This is a genomic window from Nonomuraea sp. NPDC050556, from assembly GCF_044457355.1.
Lineage (GTDB): Bacteria > Actinomycetota > Actinomycetes > Streptosporangiales > Streptosporangiaceae > Nonomuraea.
This window is the reverse complement of sequence record NZ_JBITGU010000001.1, coordinates 3,125,468-3,145,701: the sequence shown is the minus strand read 5'-3', so window position 1 is coordinate 3,145,701 and position 20,234 is coordinate 3,125,468. Positions and strand designations below refer to the sequence as shown.

The following is a 20,234-nucleotide window of genomic DNA, read 5'->3' as shown; positions in this document are numbered from 1 at the left end:
AATGTCGGCCCGAAGGTTGTAGGCTCGTCGGCGTGGGGAACAGAATCCGGCAGCTCAGTGATCCAGGTGCGCTCAAGGCGCTCGGCCATCCGCTGCGGCAGCGGATCCTGCAGCACCTCGGCATCCACGGCCCGGCCACGTCCACGACGCTCGGCCGGGCGCTCGGCGAGAACACCGGGACGCTCAGCTACCACCTGCGCCAGCTCGAGAGCAACGGGTTCATCGAGGAGATCCCCGAGCGGTCCACCGGGCGTGAGCGCTGGTGGCGGCAGATCAGCCGCGACCTGCGGTGGCCCTCGGCCGACCAGCTCGACGAGGAGTCGCAGCAGCTCCTCGACGAGATCACCGAGTTCAAGGTCGAGGAGGAGTTGCAGCTCGCGCGGCGCTTCTTCCGCGACCATCGGCGCTACGGCGAGTGGGCGAAGGCCTCCCGCGGGCTCACCCACCTGACCAAGGAGGAGCTCGGCGAGTTCTTCGAGGCGTACATGGAGCTGCTGTCCAGGTTCGGCCGCACGCCGGAGGACGCCTCGCCCGGGGCTCAGCCGGTGTTCGTGCGGTTCTTCACGATGCCCGCGTCCGAGCAGCCGCCAGCAGGCGCTGGGCCAGTGCCTGACAGCGGTCCCTGAGCTCCGGCGGGTCGAGCACCTCGAAGTCGTGGCCCAGCAGGAGCACGTGCAGGAGCACGAAGTCGAGGCTCGCGGCCCCGCTGATCACCTCGCAGTCCGCGCCGCGCTGCCGTACGACGGCCGCCGACGCGGGGATCTGCGCGCGCACCGTGTCCGCAGGGGCGCGCACGAGGAAGCGGGCCTGGTGCGGGTAGACCCGGCTCGCCACGCTCTCCTGCACGTAGGCTGCCGCGTCCGGCGCGGCGCGCGGCAGGAAGTGCCAGGTCCGCGCGGACACCGAGGTCATCCTGTCGACGCGGAAGCTCCGCCAGTCGTCGCGATCGAGGTCGAAGGCCAGGAGGTACCACCGCCGATCCGAGGCCACCAGCCGGTACGGCTCGGCCCGGCGCCGCCGTACCCCGCCTCCTGACGGGTAGTCGAAACCCGCCTCGACCTCGTCCCTGCAGGCCCTGGCGAGCGTCATGAGCACCTCGGGGTCGACCGGAGTGCGGCCACCGCCGAAGGACTCCACCGAGTCCGACAGCGCCCGCGCCTCGTGCCGCAACCGGGCGGGCAGCACCTGGTCGAGCTTGGTCAGCGCGCGCAGCGCCGCGTCACCGGCTCCCGCGACCGCGCCGCCGGCCCCGGCGAGCAGCGAGACCACGGTCGCGATGGCCTCCTCGTCGTCGAGCAGCAGCGGCGGCAGGTCCTGACCTGGGCCGAGCTGGTAGCCGCCGCCGACCCCCTGGCTGGCGTGCACCCGGTAGCCGAGCGCGCGCAGCCGTTCGACGTCGCGCCGCACCGTGCGCGGCGTGACGCCGAGCCGGTCGGCGAGCTCGGGCCCGGTCCACACCTGGCGCTGCTGCAACAGCCCGAGGAGGGTGAGCACGCGCTCCGTCGTACCCCGCTCGTCGTCCACGTCCGCAGAATAGCGGACCGATCCTGTCCGCTAGAGGTGGCAGGGTGGCCGCATGGACGAACTCGACTGGAACCAGACGCTGCGCGAGCAGTGGGAGGCCCACTGGAACATGCAGGTCAGGGCCAGGCTCGACGGCCTGACCGACGAGGAGTACTTCTGGTCGCCGGTGCGGGACGCCTGGAACGTACGGCCCGCTCCGGGTGGCTTCACGATCGACTACGTCTATCCCCCACCGGTGCCCGCGCCGTTCACCACGATCGCCTGGCGGCTCGGCCACGTCATCGTCGGGGTGCTGGCCGCGCGCAACGCGGCGCACTTCGGGGCGCCCGCCGCCTCCTACGACACCTGGCCGTACGCCGGAGGCGCGGCAGCGGCCCTTGACCAGCTCGACACGCAGCTCGACGTCTGGCTGGCCGGGGTGCGCGGCGCCGATCTCGGAGCCCTTGTCGGGGAGAAGGAGCCCTACCCGGAGGCGTCCATGGCCGACCTGATCCTGCACATCAACCGCGAGCTGATCCACCACCTGTCCGAGGTCTGCCTGCTGCGCGACCTCTACACGCACACGAGAACGGGAGCCGTCCGATGAGCCGTGAGATCCAGATCACCTTCGACGCCCGCGACCCGCAGGCCCTGTCGATCTTCTGGCGCGAGGTCCTGGGTTACGTCCACCCCGGCCCGCCCGGGGTCGACCTGCCCGAGGGCGCCGACCCGCTGGCGGCGTGGGCGGAATTCCTGGAGCGGGCCGGCGTCCCGGTGGAGGAGCGCAACACCCGCTCGGCCCTCGAAGACCCGGCAGGGGAGGGGCCGCGGCTGTTCTTCCAGCAGGTGCCTGAGGACAAGGCCGGGAAGAACCGCGTCCACCTCGACGTCCGCGCTGCCCCCGGGCTGCAGGGGGAGGAGCGGATGGCGGCGCTGGAGGCCGAGTGCGACCGGCTCGTCGGGCTGGGCGGCAAGCGAGTGCAGCGGTTCGAGCCTGAGGCTCCGCTGAGCTACGGCTTCATCGTGATGACCGACCCTGAGGGCAACGAGTTCTGCCTGGACTAGCCGTCGGAGGTCGGGTACCCGGTGCCGGGCAGCGGGGCCGTGTCGCTGTCCCGGCTGCGGGTGTGGGGCTCCGAGCCCTCGGGGGCGTCGCCGCGCGTCTCCATGAACTCCTTGAACCGGCGCATGTCGCCCTCGACGCGCAGGCGGACGAGCTGGAGCCAGTCGCCGGCGGTCTCGACGAAGCCCTCGGGGTCGTACTCCATCTGGAGCGTCACGCGGGTGGTGGCGGCGTTGACGGGGTGGAAGGTGACGGCTCCCGCGTGGTGCGGGCGGTCGAGGGTGCGCCAGGCGACGCGCCGGTCGGGGGTCTGCTCGGTGATCTCGGTGGTGAACTCGCGCTTGACACCGGCGATCTCCGCCAGCCAGGTCGCGCGTGTGGCGGTCTGCTGCTCGACCGACTCCACCCCTTCCATGAACTCGGGGAACGTCTCGAACCGCGTCCACTGGTGATAGGTGGCGCTGATCGGGACCTGGACGTCTACGGAGTACTCGATGGTGCTCATGACCACGACCCCTGCCCCTGGCCTGCGACGGCTAACCGTGGTCAGTGGCGGTCCTGGCGGGGGAGGAGGACTTCGCGGAGGATCAGGTGGAGCGCCGCGGCGACCGGGATCGCCAGCAGCGCGCCGACGACGCCCAGCAACGCGCCCCCGATGAGCGCCGCCACGATGGTCGCGGCGGCGGGCACGTTGACGGTGGACTTCATCACCCTCGGCGCGATCAGGTAGTTCTCGATCTGCTGGTACACCACGAAGAAGATCAGCGTGGCGATCGCGACCGGCATCGACACGAACAGCGAGACCATGATGGCCACCGCCGCCCCGATGCCCGCGCCGATCATCGGGATCAGGTCCGTGATGGCCACGATGATGGCCAGCGGCAGCGCGTACGGCACGCCCGCGATCGCCAGGAAGATGAACGTCGTCACCCCGGCGATGAGCGAGATGAACAGGTTCCCCGCCACATACCCGCCCACCTGGTTGAAGATCTCGTCGCCGAGCAGCTGCACCCGCTCGCGGCGCGATCGGGGGATGAGCCGGTAGGTGGTACGGGTGACCGTACGCAGGGAGGCCAGGAAATACAGGGTGAGGATGAGCACGGTCAGCGCGGTGAACACCGCGCTGACCACGATGCCGGCCGCGCCGAGCAGCCCGCCGAACACCTGCTTGCCGAGGTCCCCGCTGGTCAGATACGTCTGCAGGTGTTCGAGCAGCCCGAAGCGCCGGTCCAGGTCGCGCACCTGCGGGTTGTTCTGCAGCTGCTGGATGTAGCCGGGCAGCTGCTCGACGAACTGCCCGGCCTGCTCCGACACCGCCGGGACGATGGCCAGGCCGAACCCGGCGAACAGCAGGATCACCCCGGCGAACACCGTCGAGATGGCCGCCCAGCGGGGTAACCCATGCCCCTGCAGCCAGCGCACGGCCGGGTCCAGGCCGATGGCCAGGAACAGCGACACGATGATCAGGACCAGCATCGAGGCGGTCGCCGTGAGCGCCTGGACGAGCAGCCAGGCGGTCAGCACCCCGAGCGCGGCGGTGAAGCCGAAGATGAACGGGCTGCTGCCGAACGGGCGTCCCGGCTTCCCGAACGGCAGCGCCGGTGTGGGCTCCTCCGCGGGGGCTTGGGCGGGGATGTGATCGGTGGTCATGAGGGCTCCCTGAACATGAGAAGCCCTCACTGCCCCAACCGGGCGGTATCTACCTATCGGGTGAGTTTTGCCCCCGCCCAGTCGGCGTGGTCGCTGTTGATGCCGTCGCCCGCGTCGGTCACCTTCAGCACGAGCGTCGTCACCCCGGCCACGCTGACGTCGACGTGCTGCGCGGCGCTCGACGGCGTCATCACCGCCGGGCTCCCGTACAGCTTGACGCCGTCGCCCCAGACCTCGAAGCGGATGGTCGCGTTCGCCCCGACCTCGTCGTCGACGCCCACGTCCGACTGGAACCGCTGGTAGGTGCCGCCGAGCGTGTAGGTGATGCTGCTCGTCGCGTGCGTGCCGACGCCCTTGGCGTACGCGGTGCCGTTCAGGGTGAGGGTGTGCCCGTCCACGCTGGCGTCCTCGTGGACGGTGCCGTACCCGATCGTCGGGGTGCCGGTCCAGTTCAGGTCGCTGAGGAACACCGCGCCGCCGCCTCCGGAGGTGGTGACGGTCACCGCGTTGCTGGCGGCCGACACGTTGCCCGCCGCGTCCCGCGCCTTCACCGTGAAGGTGTACGGCGTGCCGGCCGCCAGCCCGGTCGCCGTGAAGCTCGTGCCCGTCGCGGAACCGGCCAGGACCGTCCCCCGGTAGACGTCGTAGCCGGTCACCCCGACGTTGTCGGTCGACGCCGTCCAGCTCAGCGTCGCACTGTTCGACGTCGAACCGTTCGACGTGAGGTTGGCAGGGGCCGTCGGTGCCTGGGTGTCGCCGACGAGCTTGGCGTTGGCCCAGTCGGCGTGGTCGCTGTTGATGCCGTCGCCCGCGTCGGTCACCTTCAGCACCAGCGAGGTCACCCCGGCGATGCCGACGTCGACGGACTGCGTCGCGCTCGACGGCGTCATCGCCGCCGGGCTCTCGTACAGCTTGACGCCGTCGCCCCAGACCTGGAACCTGACCGTCGCGTTCGCGGTGACCTCGTCGTCGACGCCGACGTCCGACTGGAACCGGTCGTAGGCGCCGTTCAGTGTGTAGGTGACGGTGCTGTTGGCGTGCGTGCCGATGCCCTTGGCGTACGTGGTCCCGGCGAGTTTGATGGGGTTCGCTCCCACGCTCCGGTCCTTGCGCACGGTGCCGAAGTCGGTCGTGGCTCCGGCCCAGGTGAGGTCGCTCAGCGCGGCCGTCTGCCCGGTTCCGCTGATGGCGGTGGTGACGGTGACCGGGTTACTGGCGGGTGAGACGTTCTCGGCGGCGTCGCTCGCCTTCACGGTGAAGGTGTACGTCGACGACGCGTCGAGTCCGGTCGCCGTGAAGCTCGTGCCCGTCGTCGAACCGGCCAGCGTGGCGCCGCGGTAGACGCTGTAGCCGGTCACGCCGACGTTGTCGGTCGACGCCGTCCAGCTCAGCGTCGCACTGTTCGACGTCGAACCGTTCGAGGTGAGGTTGGCCGGTGCCGTCGGCGCCTGGGTGTCGCCGCCCGTGGCGCCCGCGGTGGCGGTCACGGTGGCGCCGGTCGCCACCGGCACGGTCACGTACGACACGGTCCTGCCGTACAAGGACCTGGTCTGCGGCGTCTGCGGGGTGCCGTTCACGCTGATCGAGGCGAGGGTCCCGTAGAACTGCGCCTCCCAGGTGAGGGCGCCGCCGGAGTTGTTGGTCAGCGTGGAACCCGTCGTGCCGGTGTGCTTGAGCTTCAGGTCGTTGCCGCCGACCTTAAGGTGGTCGATCTCCACCCAGGGCACTTCTGACGTCAGCCGGGGGACGGTGGCCACCTTGTGGTTCGGGGCGTCCGGTTGCACGCCCATCATCCCGTCGACGGTGCTGCTGACGGCCATGAACGAGATTTCCGGGTAGTCGTTCCTATCGGTCATGAGCTTCTTCAGCCACGCCCAGCCCTCAGTGGGGCGGTTGTACTGGTAGTACATCTCCGGCAGGTAAGAGGTCGCCTCGACGTTCAGGTTGTCGTCGTTGGCGGCGATGAAGTCGAGGTAGGCGCCGGTTCTGGGGCCGTGGTCGCCGAGTCCCGTCAGCATCATCAGGAAGCTGGCCTCGTGGCCCCAGCTGCTGTAGCCGGTGCCCGCGGCGTCCTTTCCGCGGATGTAGCGGTTGTTGGCAGCGTCCCACCAGCTCGCCTCGAAGTGGTCGCGCACCCGCTGGGCGCGACCGGCCCATTTCGCGCTGCCGGCGTTGTCGCCCTTCGCCTTGAGAATCTCGGCGTACGCCACCATCGACTGGTACTGGTAACCGAGCGCGTCTGCCGCCGCGACGAGATTCTCGTTGGGGAACTCGAAGAACGTCGCCGTGTACTCCCCGTTCTGCTTCTTCGCCACCGGCTGCTCGGCCGACGGATTCGCGTCGTTCCACGTGACCTCGTGACCGGTCAGGAAGGAACCCATGGTCGAGTCGTAGTAAGCGGAAAGGGCCGGATCGTTGAGCCAGGTGGAATCGCCCGTCCACAGATACTGCTTGTACGCCTTGGCCATCACGTTGAACGGCGACGGCAGTTCACGGAAACCGGTGCCGTCGACGTAATACATGGCCCCGGCGGAACTGTGCGCCCACAGCGGCCAGCCGTTCTGGCCGGGGTCGTCGGCGTCCGCGGCGAACGTCCTCATCATGCTGAGCGTCTCGGCGTCCAGGCCGAGGACGTGCGCGCCATCCGACTGGTGGGCGATGTCCCGGTTGTAGAAGGCCTCGCGCTGGACGTAGGAACCCCAGTAGCCGGGGACCGTCGTCGTGTGCGTGGCGTCCTTGAGACGCCACCATTCCGTCTCGTGCCCCATCATCGGGTTCCCGGGATAGAACGCCATGCCGAGCGCGCGATTCCTGCCCCACGCGAAACCGTCGTTCAGCGTCGCGTTCGGCGAATCGAGGGTGAGCGTGCTCGCCGGTGGGCCGACGTATTCCTGGATCGTCAACCGGTCGACGCGCGGCACGTCGCCTGAGGAAACGGCGGTCAGCTTGACGGTGTCACCCGCATTGAGCGTGACCCTGCTGGAGGTGTGCGTGTCGATGTTCACCGGATCGGTGAAGTCGCCGCCGTTCCGCCGGGAAATCGCCCACGAATCCACGGTGGTGGAGTTCACCGCGATCGAATAGGTCACTCCGCCCGCGGTCTTTCCGTTGTAGCGGGTGATGATGTCGTAGGTTCCCGACGCCCCGGTGAAGGACTTGGCGGCGGTGCTCGTCTGCCCGGAAACGCCCTGGGCATAGGTGACGGTCTCGACCGCCGCGCCGTTGAAGGTGTGGGTGACGGTCGTGGTCGTGAAGTTGGTCAGCGCCATGTTCTCGGCTTCGACGACGTACGGCCCGGCCGCCTGCGCGGGCACGCCGGGAAGGGCGAGCGCGGCGAGGGCCGACGTTAAGAGGACAATCAGCGCACGACTCGATCGACGCATGAGCGATCGATTCCTTTCAGCCTCTGGGGGGTACCCGGCCGGGGTACCTCCGGCCGTGCGCAACGTTGGAAGACGTTGGACTGTGTTGCCTATTGAGTACTTCTGCTGGATCACTGTCAAGACCCATTGTGTGATCGAGCGAAAACTTTCATTGAACTCTTGCAATTCAACGGGTAACGTCCCAGGGGTGCCATCATGATCCAGTGAGAACAGAGACCCCGTGGGGCCCGTGGGAACCCGCTTCACTGACCGAAGTCGTCGCGCTGTTACAGGGACTGGAGGCGTCCTGGTGGGTCAGCGGCGGATACGCGATCGAGCTGGCCGTCGGCCGCTCCTTCCGGGAGCACGGCGACGTCGACATCTCGGTCCTGCGCCGTGACCAGCTCGCGATGCGCCGCCACCTCGCGGGATGGGACGTGCAGCTGGTCGACTCCGGCGAGTTCCGGCTGTGGGAGATCGACGAGGTGCTGCCGGAACACGTGCACGACATCTGGATCCGCGAGACCCCCGACGGCCCGTGGCGATTCCAGCTCATGGTGGACGAGGCCGACGGCGCCGAGTGGATCTACCGCCGCGACGCCCGCATCCGCCGCCCGCTCGCGTCCCTGGGCATCGCCGAGGACGGCTTCGTGCGCCTGTCGCCGGAGGTCCAGCTCCTCTTCAAGTCCAAGGCCCGCCGCCCCAAGGACGAGCAGGACTTCGCCGAGGTGCTACCCGTCCTGACCGGGCAGCAACGCCTGTGGCTCGACCAGATGCTCGCGATCGAGTTCGGCACGCACCCCTGGCGCGACCGCCTGCGCGGCTGACAGGTCAGCCGGGCCTTCGTGCCGCTCGGCAGCTCGACCACGGCGGGCACGGTGGGGCGGCGACCGGCGAGCCGTTCGGCATCCCGTTCGCCCTGGTGCCGCTGCTGCTGCTGACCCGGCGCGCCGACATCATGGGCTCGTTCGTGAACAACCGCCTGACGAACGCCGCGGCGGGCGGCATCGCCACGATGATCATCGCCCTGAACGTGTACCTGCTCTACGTCACCTTCCTCACCTGAACCCTCGTCAGGGCTTGCCCAACCTCACGGCCCGCGGCTCGGGGCGGGCCGTCCCCCGTCAAGAGTGCACCGTAGGGAAACTTTCGTTTATTGGTTGCCCTTGTCTTGCCTGAAACATGTCATTAGTCTCGCGGCATTGTTGAAGCGCTTCGACGACCTCGTCCCCGCCTCCGTGCGCGGCGGGCGAGCCCCACCCCGACGATCCGTGAAAGCACCTGGGAGCACGATGTTCTTCGGCGGCGACTACAACCCCGAGCAGTGGGACGAGACGGTCTGGAAGGAAGACGACGCGCTCATGCGCCTCGCCAGGGTCAACCTGGCGACCGTCGGCGTCTTCTCCTGGTCGCTGCTGGAACCCGAGGAGGGCCGCTACGACTTCGCCTGGCTCGACGCCCACCTCGACCGGCTCCACGCCAACGGCGTCGCGGCGGACCTGGCCACCCCCACCGCCTCCCCGCCCCCGTGGTTCACCCTGGCCCACCCCGACGCCATGCCCGTCAAGGAGGACGGCGTCCGTCACATCCACGGCAGCCGCGACACCTACTGCCTGGCCGCCCCCGCCTACCGGAGCGCCGCGCGGGACATCGCCACGGCCCTGGCGGAGCGGTACGGCAGGCACCCGGCCGTCGCCATGTGGCACGTGCACAACGAGTACGCCACGCTCTGCTGGTGCGACCACACCGCTGAGGCGTTCCGCGAATGGCTCCAGGAGCGCCACGGGTCGCTGGAGGTGCTCAACGAGGCGTGGGGCACGGCGTTCTGGAGCCAGCGCTACGGCCGCTGGGAGCAGGTGCTGCCGCCGCGCGCCACCAACTGGCACCGCAACCCGGGCCAGCACCTGGACTTCAGGCGGTTCTGGTCCGACCTGGTCCTGACCGCCTTCCGCGAGCAGCGCGACGCGATCCGCGCGCACAGCGACCGCCCGGTGACGACCAACATGATGCTCCCCGGCTACCAGAACCTGGACCTGTGGGCGCTGGGCCGCGAGGTGGACGTGGTGGCCATCGACCACTACCCGGACGCCCCCGGCCTCGACGCGGCGGCCGACACCGCGTTCGCCGCCGACCGGGCCCGCTCCTTCGCGGGCGGGCGGCCCTGGCTGCTGATGGAGCAGGGCGCCAGCACCGTCTACGACGGCGACAGGATCCTGGGCAAGGAGCCCGGCGAGATCCTGCGCCACACGATCGGCCACATCGCCCGCGGCTCCGAGGGCGCGCTGTTCTTCCAGTGGCGGCAGTCGCGCGCCGGGTCCGAGACGTGGCACTCGGCGATGCTGCCGCACGCGGGGGCGGACAGCCGGATCTTCCGCGAGGTCCGGGCAGTCGGTGAGGCGGTGGAGCGGCTCGGCGAGGTGGCTGGGTCGACGGTCACCGCGCAGGTGGCCGTGTTGCACGACTCGGACGCCTGGTGGGCGCTGGAGGTCGACGGGCTGCCCTCGAAGGAGCTCGACTACCTCGGTTCGCTCCGCCGTACCCACCGCGCGCTGTGGGACGCCGGGATCACGGCCGACTTCGCCCATCCGTCGCACGACCTCAGCCCCTACCGGCTCGTGGTGGCTCCCGCGCTGTTCCTGCTCTCCGACGCCGGGGCGGAGAACCTGCGCGGGTACGTCGCGGGCGGCGGAACGCTGCTCGTCCAGCACTTCACCGGCGTCGTCGACGACCGCCTCCACGCCAGGCTCGGCGGCTACCCCGCCCTGCCGCTGCGCGAGGCGCTGGGCATCCGCGTCGAGGAACCCAGGCCGCTGCGGTACGGCGAGCGGATCGTCCTGTCGGACGGTGTCCAGGCCACGGTGTGGAGCGAGTCGCTCCAGCTCAGGGGCGCAGAGGCCGTCGCCACCTACACCCACGGCATGCTCGCGGGGAAACCCGCGCTCACCCGGCACCGCTTCGGCGCGGGCGAGGGCTGGTACCTGTCGACGCGGCTCGACGACCCCGGCTACGCCGCCCTGATCACCCGGCTGGCCGGGGGCACGTCCAGGGTGGCCGGTGTCGAGACCGTCACCCGTGGCGCCTGGAGGTTCGTCCTCAACCACACGACCGCCGCCGTCCGCCTGCCCGAGCCCGCCTTCGACCTGCTGACCGGAGACCTGGCCGAGGAACTGCCCGCCGGTGGCTGCGCCGTACTGAGGAAGGAACCATGATCACCTGGGGTCAGTGTTCCCTCGTCCACTACTCCGCCTCCCATGAAAGGACCGCAAGGGGTGCCTAACCCTGTAATTTCCGGATTCCATCCTGATCCCAGCGTCTGCCGCGTCGGCGACGACTACTACCTCGCCTGCTCCAGCTTCGAGTACTTCCCCGGCGTCCCCCTCTTCCACAGCCGCGACCTCGTGCGATGGACGCAGATCGGCAACGCCCTGGAACGCCCCAGCCAGCTGCCCATGACCACGGACACCCACTCCTCCGGCGGGGTCTACGCGCCCACCATCCGCCACCACGACGGACGTTTCTGGCTCATCGTCACCGTCGTGGCCGCAGGGGAAAACGTCCTGTTCACCGCCACCGACCCGGCCGGTCCCTGGTCAGACCCGATCCCCTTACCCGGCGTCCACGGCATCGACCCCGACCTGGCCTGGGACGACGACGGCACCTGCTGGTGCACGACCGCCGGAGGCGCGCAGGTGCGCCTCGACCCGCTCTCCGGCCGGACGTACGGCGAGCCGCACCAGGTCTGGTCGGGGACGGAGGGCGCGCTGGCGCCGGAAGCGCCCCACCTCTACAGGATCGGCGACCACTGGTACCTGATGATCGCCGAGGGCGGCACCGAGCGGGGCCACGCCGTCTCGATCGCCCGCGGACCCGCGCCGGACGGCCCGTTCGAGCCGTGCCCGGCCAACCCGATCCTGACCCACCGCGGCACCCACCACCCGGTCCAGAACACCGGCCACGCCGACCTCGTCCAGGCCTCCGACGGGAGCTGGTGGATGGTCTTTCTCGGGGTACGGCCGGGCGGAGGCACACCCGGCTGGCACGTCCTGGGCCGCGAGACCTTCCTGGCCCCGGTCACCTGGGCGGACGGCTGGCCGGTCGTCGGCGAGATCGTCGACGGCACCCCGCCCGGCTCCTTCGGCGACGACTTCGACCTGGCCGGGCTGCGGCACAGCTGGATCTCGCTGCGCAGCCGCGCGGCGGACCTGTGCACCACCGAGGAACGGCCTGGCTGGCTGACGCTCCGCGCCCGCGGCGCCTCCCTGGACGAGCGCGACGCTACCTTCGCCGGCCACCGCGCGCAGAACCCGAGGTGGCGCGCCAGGACCCTGATCGACCCGGCGCAGGGGCGCGGCGGCCTGGCGGTCCGCCTCGACGAGCGGCACCACTACGAGATCGAGGCGGCGGAGGGCCGGGTCCAGGTCATCGCCAGGATCGGCCCGGTGCGGACCGTGGTGGCGGAACACGCGCCGCCCGAGGGCCCGCTGGTGCTGACCGTCGAGAACAGCGAACGCCAGGATCCCGGCGACCCGTGCGACGGGCCGGACAGGCTCTTCTTCGGCGTCGAAGGTGTCGGCGTGCTGGCCGGGCTCGACGGGCGCTACCTGTCCACCGAGGTGGCAGGCGGTTTCACCGGCCGGGTGATCGGTATGTACGCCGCGGCGGGCAGCGTGCACTTCGACTGGTTCACCTACGAGGTCCTCAAGGAAGGAACGCCATAAAACCGTCCAGCAGCCTAGGGAAAGTTTCTCTTCCACTTGCTCTATAGTTTCCTCGTGACCGAGGAGCAGGGCGCGCACGACGAGGGGCCGGGCTCCGTCACCATCGCCTACATTGCCGAGTCGGCGGGCGTCTCGGTCCCCACCGTGTCCAAGGTGCTCAACGGCCGCTCCGGGGTCTCGGCCGCGACCCGCGCCAAGATCGAGAAGCTGATCGACCAGTACGGCTACCGCAAGCCGGGAAACAACAGGAACAGCGTCGTCGAGCTGGTGTTCCGCGAGCTCGAGAACATGTGGGGCATCGAGATCATCCGCGGCGTCGAGCGGGCGGCGCGCAAGAACCGGGTCGGGGTCATGGTGTCGGCGTTCGCCCTCCACGACTCCACCGCCACGACCATCGACGACACGGTCGGCCGCCGCCCCAGCTGCGTCCTGTCCGTCGCCCAGCTCTCCGCCTCGGAACGCGAGAAGCTGAAGGCCAAGGGCATCCCGTTCGTCGTCTTCGACCCGATCGACGACCTGCCGGACGACGTCCCCTTCGTGGGCGCCACGAACTGGCGTGGCGGCCAGGCGGCGACCCGGCACCTGCTCGACCTGGGACACCGCCGCATCGCCATGATCAGCGGCCCGGACCACCCCTTCTGCCGCGCCCGGGTCGCCGGCTACCTGTCCGCGCTGGCCGAGGCCGACGTCCCGGCCGAGCCTGATCTCCTGGTCCGCGCCCCCCTCACCCGCGAGGGCGGCTGCGCGGCGGCGCGCGACCTCCTGTCCGGGGCCGACCGGCCGACGGCGATCTTCACCGCGAACGACCTGCAGGCGCTCGGCGTCTACCAGGCCGCTCGCGAGCTCGGGCTGTCCATCCCCGGCGACCTGAGCGTGGTCGGCTACGACGACCTTCCGGTCGTCGCCTGGGTCGACCCGCCGCTGACCACGGTTCACCAGCCGCTGAGCGAGATGGCGGACGCCGCCACCGAGCTGGCCCTGGCCATGGGTCGCGGCGAGCCGGTTCCCCAGGTCGGCCTGGAGATCGCCACCACGCTCACGGTCCGTGAGAGTACGGCCCCGCCCAAGGGCTGACCGTCAGACGCGGGTCCATCGTTGGTTGACGGCGCCGTTGCACGTCCAGATCTGCAGGTTGACGCCGTTGGCCGTGGCGTTGCCCGGCACGTCCAGGCACTTGTTCGCGCCCAGGGCGGTGATGCTGCCGTCGGCGTTGAAGCGCCACTTCTGGTTGTTCTGCCCGTTGCAGTCCCAGATGATCACGCTGGTGCCGTCGGCGGTGCCGTTGTTGTTCGCGTCCAGGCACTTGTTCCCGTAGACGCGCAGCTCACCGGCAGCCGTGGAGGTCCACTGCTGGTTGCTCTGCTGGTGGCAGTCCCAGATCGCCACCCGCGTCCCGTTGGTCTGGGACGCCCCGGTGACGTCGAGGCATCGTCCCGACCCCACGCCCTGGATCCGGGACGCGGGGTTGGGCGTTCCGCCGCTGACCCGGAACACCACGGTGCCGTGGGACGGCACGCTCGCCGAGATGGCCCCGGTGGTCGAGGTGACGGCGTTCGTCCAGGCCTCACGCAGGCTGAACGAGGTGCCGGACAGGCCGATCGCCGAGGCGGTGGTGCTGATCGTCGTCGTGCTGCCGCCCTGGTTGAACAGCGCGACGGCGACGTCGCCGCCGCTCAGCCGCTTGGCCAGGATGCGGCGGGTGCCGTCATTGCCGATCTGGGTGGCCTGGAGGCCGAGCGGGTCCTGGTTGACGGCGATCAGGTTCTGGTTCTTCATGATCGTTGCGGTCGCGGAGTCCATGTTCCGCATGTCGTTGCCCGCGATCAGCGGTGCGGCCATGATCGCCCAGAGGGCGAAGTGGCTGCGCATCTCGGTGTCCGTCATGCCGCCGCGGCCGACCACCATCATGTCGGGGTCGTTGAACTGCCCCGGCTTGGCGTAGCCCGACAGGGGCGCGTTGACGTTGACGATGTTCTGGATGCCCATCGGGTAGCCGTTGGTCTGGCCGGAGTTCCAGACGTTGGTGATGTCCTCGGTCGTGCGCCAGATGTTGGCGACGTCACCCCAGTTCCGCTGGGGGCCGGTCTTCTCGTGGATGCTGTTGGAGTTGATGCTGTAGAGGATCGGCCGCCCGGTGGCCGCCAGGGCGTCGCGCATCTTCGCGAAGGCGCGCACCTGGTCGTCGATGGTCCCGGTGGGTGAGCACCAGTCGTACTTGAGATAGTCGACGCCCCAGGCGGCGAACTGCCGCGCGTCCTGGGCCTCGTGGTTGAGACTGCCGGTCGCGCCGGGATAGGAGTTGAAGTACTGGGCGCACGTGCGGTCCAGGGGCGCCTGGTAGAGGCCGAACTTCAGGCCCCGCGCGTGCAGGTAGTCGCCGAGGGCCTTCATGCCGCTCGGGAATCGCGACGGGTTGGCCTGGAGGTTTCCCGCGGAGTCCCGCGCCGGGTTGAACCAGCAGTCGTCGACGACGACGTACTGGTACCCGAGGGCGGCCATGCCGGAGCTGACCATCGCGTCGGCGGTCTGGCGGATCAGCGCCTCGCTGATGTTGCAGCCGAAGGTGTTCCAGGTGTTCCATCCCATCGGCGGGGTGCGGCCCACGCCGTTCTCCAGCGCCTGGGCCTGGGTGGCGGGGAGCAGGGCCACGGTCAGGGCCGCTAGTGCCACCAGTCTTGCGAGCATCTTGTCGCTCCTCGGAGAAGGGGGCCGGGCTCGGCGAAGCACCGAGCCCGGCCCGAGGTCATGGCGCTAGCGCTGGAGGGTCAGCAGGCCCGGCCGGTAGGGCAGAAGGCCGTAGTCGCCGCCGGAGTTGGTCGCGCGGCCCTGGTAGAGCAGTTGCAGGTTGCAGGGGTCGACGGTGAAGCTCTGATCGGCGCTGGTGCGGAGCAGCTCGCCGTGGCTGATGTCGTTGGTCCACGTCGCGCCGCTGTTGGCCTTGCCCGCGAACGGGTTGCTCTCGCTCGCCGCCTGCGGCGTCCACGAACCCCCCAGGCTGGTGGCGGTGAAGGAGCGGAAGTAGCGTCCCTGCGAGCCGATCGCCTCGACGAGCATGAGGTAGCGGTTCTGGTCCTTGAGCTTGTAGACCTGGACCGCCTCGAACAGGTTGTTCGTGCTGTCGCTCATGATGGTCGTGTACGACGAGCCGAAGTTGCCGGGGAAGTTCCCGATCGGCATGCTGGCCCGGTAGATCTTGCCGTTGTCCCCGGCGAAGAACAGGTACATGTTCGTACCGTCACCGATGACCGTCTGGTCGATCGGGCCGGTTCCCGAGCCCGAGATGCTGCCCGTGAAGAGCGCCTGCGGTGCTGACCAGCCGTTGGGGTTGGTGGGGTCGTTCGAGGTGCGGTAGGAGAAGGCGGTCGCGCCCCACTGGTAGGTGAGCACCCAGATGCTCTTCGGCGCGAAGTAGAAGAGCGTGGGCGCGACGGTGCCGGAGGACATCCCGGTCTGCGTGGCCGTGGCCATCTCCGACCAGTTGGTGAACGGGCTGAAGTTCATCGACCCCCAGTTCGACCCGAAGTCGTGCGTGGTGGCGTAGACGAGGTGCTTGCCGTTGTAGGGCGCGACGGTGAAGTCCTTGAGCGAGACCCATCCCGACTTCGGCTGCGCCAGTGCGCCCGTCGACGACCAGCGGTACGTCGACGGAAGCTCGCACGGACCGGGCGGGTCGCCGCCGCCGACCTTGACGAGCTGCCACTGCTGGTTGGCGCCGCCCCAGTCGTCGTACTGGACGATGGTGGCGTTGTCGGCGGTGGAGGCGCCCTGTACTTCGAGGGCTTTGTTGCTGTGGCGGGAGATGAACCGGACGTGGCCGTCGGGGCTGTCGGTGAGTTTCCATTGCTGGTTGTTGCCGTTGAGGTCGGCCCACTGGACGATGGGGCCGCCGTTGGCGGTGGAGAAGTTGTAGACGTCGAGGACCTTGCCGGACAGGCGGGACTTGATGCGGTAGTAGCCGCCGCCGGAGTCGACGAACTGCCACTGCTGGTTGCTCTGGTCGTGTCTGGTCCACTGGGTGATGCGGGCGCCGTCGTTGATGGCCTTGTTGTAGACGTCCAGGGCCTTGCCGCTGTTGCGGTTGACCAGGACGTACCAGGCATTGGTGTCGACGGTGGCCGCGTTCGCCACCTGGGGGGCCACGAACAGGCCCACCAGGAGCGTGGCCAGGGCCGCCAGGACGGCCCAGGGTTGTTGGGTTCTCACTTGTGCTCCGATCTCATCAGGGGGTGGTCAGGTCGAAGCGGCGCACGGTCACCGCGCCGCCGAGAGCCTGGGTGGCGTAGTTGAAGATCCCGAAGCGGTAGCCCATGAAGAACTGCCAGGCGTTGTTCAACGTGAAGGCCGGGCCGAGACCGGCGAAGGTCGTCCCGTCGGTGCTGTAGGAGAAGCGGGCCTGCCTGCCGGAACCCGGACGGATGTCGGCGTTGACCCTGAGCCAGATCCGGCCGCCGGCGACGGCCGAGCCCGCCTGTTCCGAGCCGGTCCCGGTGGTCTGCCACGAGCCGTTCATGGTCAGCCCGTTCGTCATCACGACGCGGTAGGAGCCGCCGTCGCGCCTGACGCCGATCCAGGCCGACTGGTCACGCAGCATCGCCAGCCCGGCGCGGTCGCCGTCGGCCATCTGGGAGTAGTCGAGCTCGATCGTCGCGGTCGACGACGGGCCCTGGACGCGGTGGGTCAGGGTGTTGCGGGCGTTGTAGAGGTCGCCGGTGACCGTCGCGGTCTGCAGGCGCAGGCCGTTGCCGGTGGAGAAGCGGCTGGTGTCGGGGTTGTGGTTCCACTCCCACCGGTGGCCGAGGCCGCCCGAGGTGAAGGTGTCCTGACCGATCATCGAGGCCACCGTACGGCTGGTCTGGATGTTCGGCCGCGGGTAGTTCACCCCCCAGCCGCCGTTGACCGTCTGGACGGCGGGCCAGTCGTTGGTCCAGGTGATCGGGGCGAGCGCCGGGACCCTGCCACCGGGGTAGGCGTCGACGAAGGACATGTAGTACCAGTCGCCGGCCTGGGTCTGGACGAGCCCGCCCTGGTGCGGAACGCCGCCGCCGGGGATCGGGCCGGGCAGGTCCAGCAGGACCTGGCGCATCTCGTACGGGCCCCACGGGGAGGTGGACCTGAGCACGTACTGGCCGTTGGCCGGGCGGGTGAGCCAGATGTAGTAGTAGCCGCCCCGCTTGTAGAAGCGGCTGCCCTCCAGCGTGCCGACGTTCGACGGGGTCTGGAAGACCTGCTGGGCGCGGACCTGGCTGAGTCCGTCGGCCGAGAGCTGGGCGACGCTGATGGTGCTGTTGCCGTAGGCGACGTACATGGTGTCGTTGGTGTCGACCAGCAGGCCGGCGTCGTAGTAGCAGTTGTTGATCTGCGAGCGCTTCGTCCACGTCCCGTCCACGGCGGACGCGGTGTAGACGTAGGTGCGGTTGAACTCCACGCAGCCGAGCCAGTAGTACGTGCTGGTGCTCGGCCGGTAGTTCAGGGCCGAGGCCCAGATGCCCTTCACGTACGCCCTGCCGCCGGTCAGGTCGTAGGCGCCGGAGCCGAAGTCGAGCCTGGGGACCGAGTGTCCCGCGTACTCCCAGTCGACGAGGTTGTAGGAGCGCAGGATCGGCGCGCCAGGCGAGTAGTGCATGGTCGAGGCGGAGTAGTAGTAGGCGTCGCCGACCCGGATGATGTCGCCGTCGGCGAAGTCCTGCCAGACGATCGGGTTGGTGTAGCTGCTGCCGCCGCCGACCTTGACGAGTTGCCACTGCTGGTTGGTACCGCCCAGGTCGTCGTACTGGACGATGGTGGCGTTGTCGGCGGTGGAGGCGCCCTGTACTTCGAGGGCTTTGTTGCTGTGGCGGGAGATGAACCGGACGTGGCCGTCGGGGCTGTCGGTGAGTTTCCATTGCTGGTTGTTGCCGTTGAGGTCGGCCCACTGGACGATGGGGCCGCCGTTGGCGGTGGAGAAGTTGTAGACGTCGAGGACCTTGCCGGACAGGCGGGACTTGATGCGGTAGTAGCCGCCGCCGGAGTCGACGAACTGCCACTGCTGGTTGCTCTGGTCGTGTCTGGTCCACTGGGTGATGCGGGCGCCGTCGTTGGTGGCCTTGTTGTAGACGTCCAGGGCCTTGCCGCTGTTGCGGTTGACCAGGACGTACCAGGCATTGGTGTCGACGGTGGCCGCTTCCGCAGGCCCGGCGCTGAGGAAGGCGGCCACGAGGAGTAAGAGCGAGAGGAGGGCGGGAGCGCGTACCGACATGAGGGAGGCTCCTTGAAGCGGATTGTTAGCGTTAACATTCTCTGGGAACGGTGATCGCCACAGCGATCACCGTCCCGTGAGCCGCGTTCCTAGCTTCGGTTCCAGGTCCACTTCTGGTTGTTACCGCCCCAGCAGGAGTAGATCTGGAGCTGGGTGCCGTTGCCCGTGCCGTTGCCTGCGGCGTCGAGGCACAGGCCCGACTGGACCCCGACGATGGAGCCGTCCGCGTTCAGGCGCCACTTCTGGTTGTCGCCGCCCCAGCAGGAGTAGATCTGCACCTTGACGCCGTTGCCGGTGCCCGCGGCGTCCAGGCACTTGTTGCCGTAGACGCGGATCTCCTGTGCGGCCGTGTAGGCCCACTGCTGGTTGGAGTTGGAGTGGCAGTCCCACAGCTGGAGCTGCGTGCCGTCGGTCGTCGTGGCGTTCGGCACGTCCACGCACCGCCCTGACGCCACGCCCCGGATCGGTCCCGTGCCGGGGTTCTGCGTGGGCGTGGGGGTCGGCGTCGGGGAGGGGTTCGGGTTCGCGTTGTTGAGCGCGTTCAGGACGGCGTCGTAGGCGGGCTTCTTGTTGCCGTTGGTGTCGAAGAGCAGGGGGCTGGCGCCCGCGCCGAGCCAGGAGTCGCTGTCGCGCACGCCCCAGGTGGTGATGCCGGCGCACCGCGCCACGGCCAGGCAGTCGTTGACCACGTTGGCGTAGGTGCTCGCCGAGCCGCCCTGGATGTCCAGCTCGGTGATCTGCACGTCGACGCCGAGGTCGGCGAAGCTCTGGATGGTGGTGCGGTAGTTGGCGGCGTAGGGGCTGTTGCCGTTGAAGTGCGACTGCAGGCCGACGCAGTCGATGGGCACGCCGCGCTGCTTGAAGTCGCGGACCATGGAGTAGACGCCCTGGGTCTTGGCCCAGGTCCAGTTGTCGATGTTGTAGTCGTTGTAGCAGAGCTTGGCGGCCGGGTCGGCGGCGCGCGCGGTGCGGAAGGCGACCTCGATCCAGTCGTTGCCGGTGCGCTGGAGGTTGGAGTCGCGACGGCCGCCGCCGCTGTCGGAGTAGGCCTCGTTGACCACGTCCCACGCGTAGATCCTGCCCTTGTAGTGGGCCATGACGCCGTTGATGTGGTCGATCATCGCCTGGCGCAGGCTCGCGCCGGACAGGGACTGCATCCAGCCCGGCTGCTGGGAGTGCCAGGCGAGCGTGTGCCCCCGCACCCGCTTGCCGTTCTGCACCGCCCAGTTGAAGACCCGGTCGCCGTTGGTGAAGGTGAACTGGCCCCGGTTCGGCTCGGTGGCGTCCATCTTCATCTCGTTCTCGGCCGTCACCATGCTGAACTCGCGGTTCGCGATGGTGGTGTACTGCGAGTCGCCGAGCTTGCCCGCGGGTACGGCGGTGCCGAAGTAGCGGCCGCTCTGCTGGGCGGCGGCGCCCAGCGTGCTCGCCGCGGCGTTGGCGGGAGCCGTGACCAGGAGCGCCGTACCCAGGGCGGCCACGGCGCCGGCCGCGATGATCCCGCGGAGGGCGGATGAAGGTAAAGCCTTCAGACTCATGCCTGACTCCAGACTGAACTGGCGGGGGGTGTCTGGAGGTCAGTGTGGAAACGTAGCCGAAACATGTCAACACCTAGACGAAACTTTCGGACAAGGCCAGGTGTCATGAGGCAGGCATGAAAGGAGCTCTGGCCTGGGATCACCCGAGAAAGAGCCACCGTGAAA

Annotated in this window: 16 protein-coding genes; 8 read left to right on the top strand and 8 right to left on the bottom strand. The window is 69.2% G+C overall.

Features of this window, described 5'->3' with window-relative positions; all coding sequences use genetic code 11:
* Positions 1-32 precede the first annotated feature (32 nt).
* Entirely contained in the window at positions 33-626 is a 594-nt protein-coding gene (locus ACIBG8_RS15045) for a helix-turn-helix domain-containing protein (protein ID WP_397343282.1), read from the top strand.
* Here ACIBG8_RS15045 and ACIBG8_RS15040 read toward each other — a convergent pair.
* Positions 562-1,524 (bottom strand): helix-turn-helix transcriptional regulator, encoded by a 963-nt coding sequence (locus tag ACIBG8_RS15040; protein ID WP_397343281.1) that lies wholly within the window; start codon positions 1,522-1,524, stop codon positions 562-564. The two genes, ACIBG8_RS15045 and ACIBG8_RS15040, sit on opposite strands and share 65 nt — an antisense overlap.
* Positions 1,525-1,576: 52 nt before the next feature.
* Here ACIBG8_RS15040 and ACIBG8_RS15035 point away from each other — a divergent pair, with 52 nt between their 5' ends.
* Together ACIBG8_RS15035 and ACIBG8_RS15030 are read left to right on the top strand one after the other, a co-directional pair.
* A complete protein-coding gene (locus ACIBG8_RS15035) occupies positions 1,577-2,110 on the top strand; it encodes a DinB family protein (RefSeq protein WP_397343280.1) in 534 nt (177 codons plus the stop codon).
* The gene (locus ACIBG8_RS15030; RefSeq protein ID WP_397343279.1) at positions 2,107-2,568 is read left to right on the top strand and encodes a VOC family protein; all 462 of its coding nucleotides are present in this window, start codon (positions 2,107-2,109) and stop codon (positions 2,566-2,568) included. The genes ACIBG8_RS15035 and ACIBG8_RS15030 overlap by 4 nt, the downstream gene beginning before the upstream one ends.
* Here the strand turns inward: ACIBG8_RS15030 and ACIBG8_RS15025 are convergent.
* Genes ACIBG8_RS15025 through ACIBG8_RS15015 form a run of 3 tightly spaced genes read right to left on the bottom strand, consistent with a single transcriptional unit; the run spans position 2,565 to position 7,599 of the window.
* Positions 2,565-3,071: an SRPBCC family protein gene (locus ACIBG8_RS15025; protein WP_397343278.1), complete on the bottom strand. Its 507-nt coding sequence runs from the start codon at positions 3,069-3,071 to the stop codon at positions 2,565-2,567. The genes ACIBG8_RS15030 and ACIBG8_RS15025 overlap by 4 nt on opposite strands.
* A gap of 41 nt (positions 3,072-3,112) precedes the next feature.
* Entirely contained in the window at positions 3,113-4,216 is a 1,104-nt protein-coding gene (locus tag ACIBG8_RS15020; protein ID WP_397343277.1) for an AI-2E family transporter, read from the bottom strand.
* A 53-nt stretch (positions 4,217-4,269) separates the two neighbouring features.
* Positions 4,270-7,599: an NPCBM/NEW2 domain-containing protein gene (locus ACIBG8_RS15015; protein WP_397343276.1), complete on the bottom strand. Its 3,330-nt coding sequence runs from the start codon at positions 7,597-7,599 to the stop codon at positions 4,270-4,272.
* Positions 7,600-7,802: 203 nt separating this feature from the next.
* Here ACIBG8_RS15015 and ACIBG8_RS15010 point away from each other — a divergent pair, with 203 nt between their 5' ends.
* From ACIBG8_RS15010 to ACIBG8_RS14990, 5 genes are all read left to right on the top strand, one after another.
* Complete coding sequence (locus ACIBG8_RS15010; protein ID WP_397343275.1) at positions 7,803-8,405, top strand: nucleotidyltransferase domain-containing protein; 603 nt, start codon at positions 7,803-7,805, stop codon at positions 8,403-8,405.
* A 95-nt stretch (positions 8,406-8,500) separates the two neighbouring features.
* Positions 8,501-8,644 (top strand): hypothetical protein, encoded by a 144-nt coding sequence (locus ACIBG8_RS15005; protein ID WP_397343274.1) that lies wholly within the window; start codon positions 8,501-8,503, stop codon positions 8,642-8,644.
* 136 nt (positions 8,645-8,780) lie between these two features.
* Entirely contained in the window at positions 8,781-10,787 is a 2,007-nt protein-coding gene (locus ACIBG8_RS15000) for a beta-galactosidase (RefSeq protein ID WP_397343273.1), read from the top strand.
* Between the two features lie 60 nt (positions 10,788-10,847).
* Positions 10,848-12,296: a glycoside hydrolase family 43 protein gene (locus tag ACIBG8_RS14995; RefSeq protein WP_397343272.1), complete on the top strand. Its 1,449-nt coding sequence runs from the start codon at positions 10,848-10,850 to the stop codon at positions 12,294-12,296.
* Positions 12,297-12,350: 54 nt separating this feature from the next.
* A complete protein-coding gene (locus ACIBG8_RS14990) occupies positions 12,351-13,370 on the top strand; it encodes a LacI family DNA-binding transcriptional regulator (RefSeq protein ID WP_397343271.1) in 1,020 nt (339 codons plus the stop codon).
* A 3-nt stretch (positions 13,371-13,373) separates the two neighbouring features.
* Here the strand turns inward: ACIBG8_RS14990 and ACIBG8_RS14985 are convergent, their stop codons facing one another.
* The 4 genes from ACIBG8_RS14985 to ACIBG8_RS14970 form a co-directional block, all read right to left on the bottom strand.
* Entirely contained in the window at positions 13,374-14,981 is a 1,608-nt protein-coding gene (locus tag ACIBG8_RS14985; RefSeq protein WP_397343270.1) for a glycoside hydrolase family 27 protein, read from the bottom strand.
* 66 nt (positions 14,982-15,047) lie between these two features.
* Positions 15,048-16,499 carry a non-reducing end alpha-L-arabinofuranosidase family hydrolase gene (locus ACIBG8_RS14980; protein ID WP_397343269.1) on the bottom strand — a complete coding sequence of 484 codons (1,452 nt, stop codon included), beginning with the start codon at positions 16,497-16,499 and terminating at the stop codon, positions 15,048-15,050.
* A gap of 16 nt (positions 16,500-16,515) precedes the next feature.
* Complete coding sequence (locus tag ACIBG8_RS14975; protein ID WP_397343268.1) at positions 16,516-18,531, bottom strand: RICIN domain-containing protein; 2,016 nt, start codon at positions 18,529-18,531, stop codon at positions 16,516-16,518.
* Between the two features lie 89 nt (positions 18,532-18,620).
* On the bottom strand, positions 18,621-20,069 hold the full coding sequence (locus ACIBG8_RS14970; protein ID WP_397343267.1) for an endo-1,4-beta-xylanase: 1,449 nt from the start codon (positions 20,067-20,069) through the stop codon (positions 18,621-18,623).
* Positions 20,070-20,234: the final 165 nt, after the last annotated feature.

Coding starts and splice junctions, on each gene's coding strand:
- ACIBG8_RS15035 (WP_397343280.1), top strand. CDS start 1,577: ATGGACGAACTCGACTGGAACCAGACGCTGCGCGAGCAGTGGGAGGCC.
- ACIBG8_RS15030 (WP_397343279.1), top strand. CDS start 2,107: ATGAGCCGTGAGATCCAGATCACCTTCGACGCCCGCGACCCGCAGGCC.
- ACIBG8_RS15025 (WP_397343278.1), bottom strand. CDS start 3,071: ATGAGCACCATCGAGTACTCCGTAGACGTCCAGGTCCCGATCAGCGCC.
- ACIBG8_RS15020 (WP_397343277.1), bottom strand. CDS start 4,216: ATGACCACCGATCACATCCCCGCCCAAGCCCCCGCGGAGGAGCCCACA.
- ACIBG8_RS15015 (WP_397343276.1), bottom strand. CDS start 7,599: ATGCGTCGATCGAGTCGTGCGCTGATTGTCCTCTTAACGTCGGCCCTC.
- ACIBG8_RS14985 (WP_397343270.1), bottom strand. CDS start 14,981: ATGCTCGCAAGACTGGTGGCACTAGCGGCCCTGACCGTGGCCCTGCTC.
- ACIBG8_RS14975 (WP_397343268.1), bottom strand. CDS start 18,531: ATGTCGGTACGCGCTCCCGCCCTCCTCTCGCTCTTACTCCTCGTGGCC.
- ACIBG8_RS14970 (WP_397343267.1), bottom strand. CDS start 20,069: ATGAGTCTGAAGGCTTTACCTTCATCCGCCCTCCGCGGGATCATCGCG.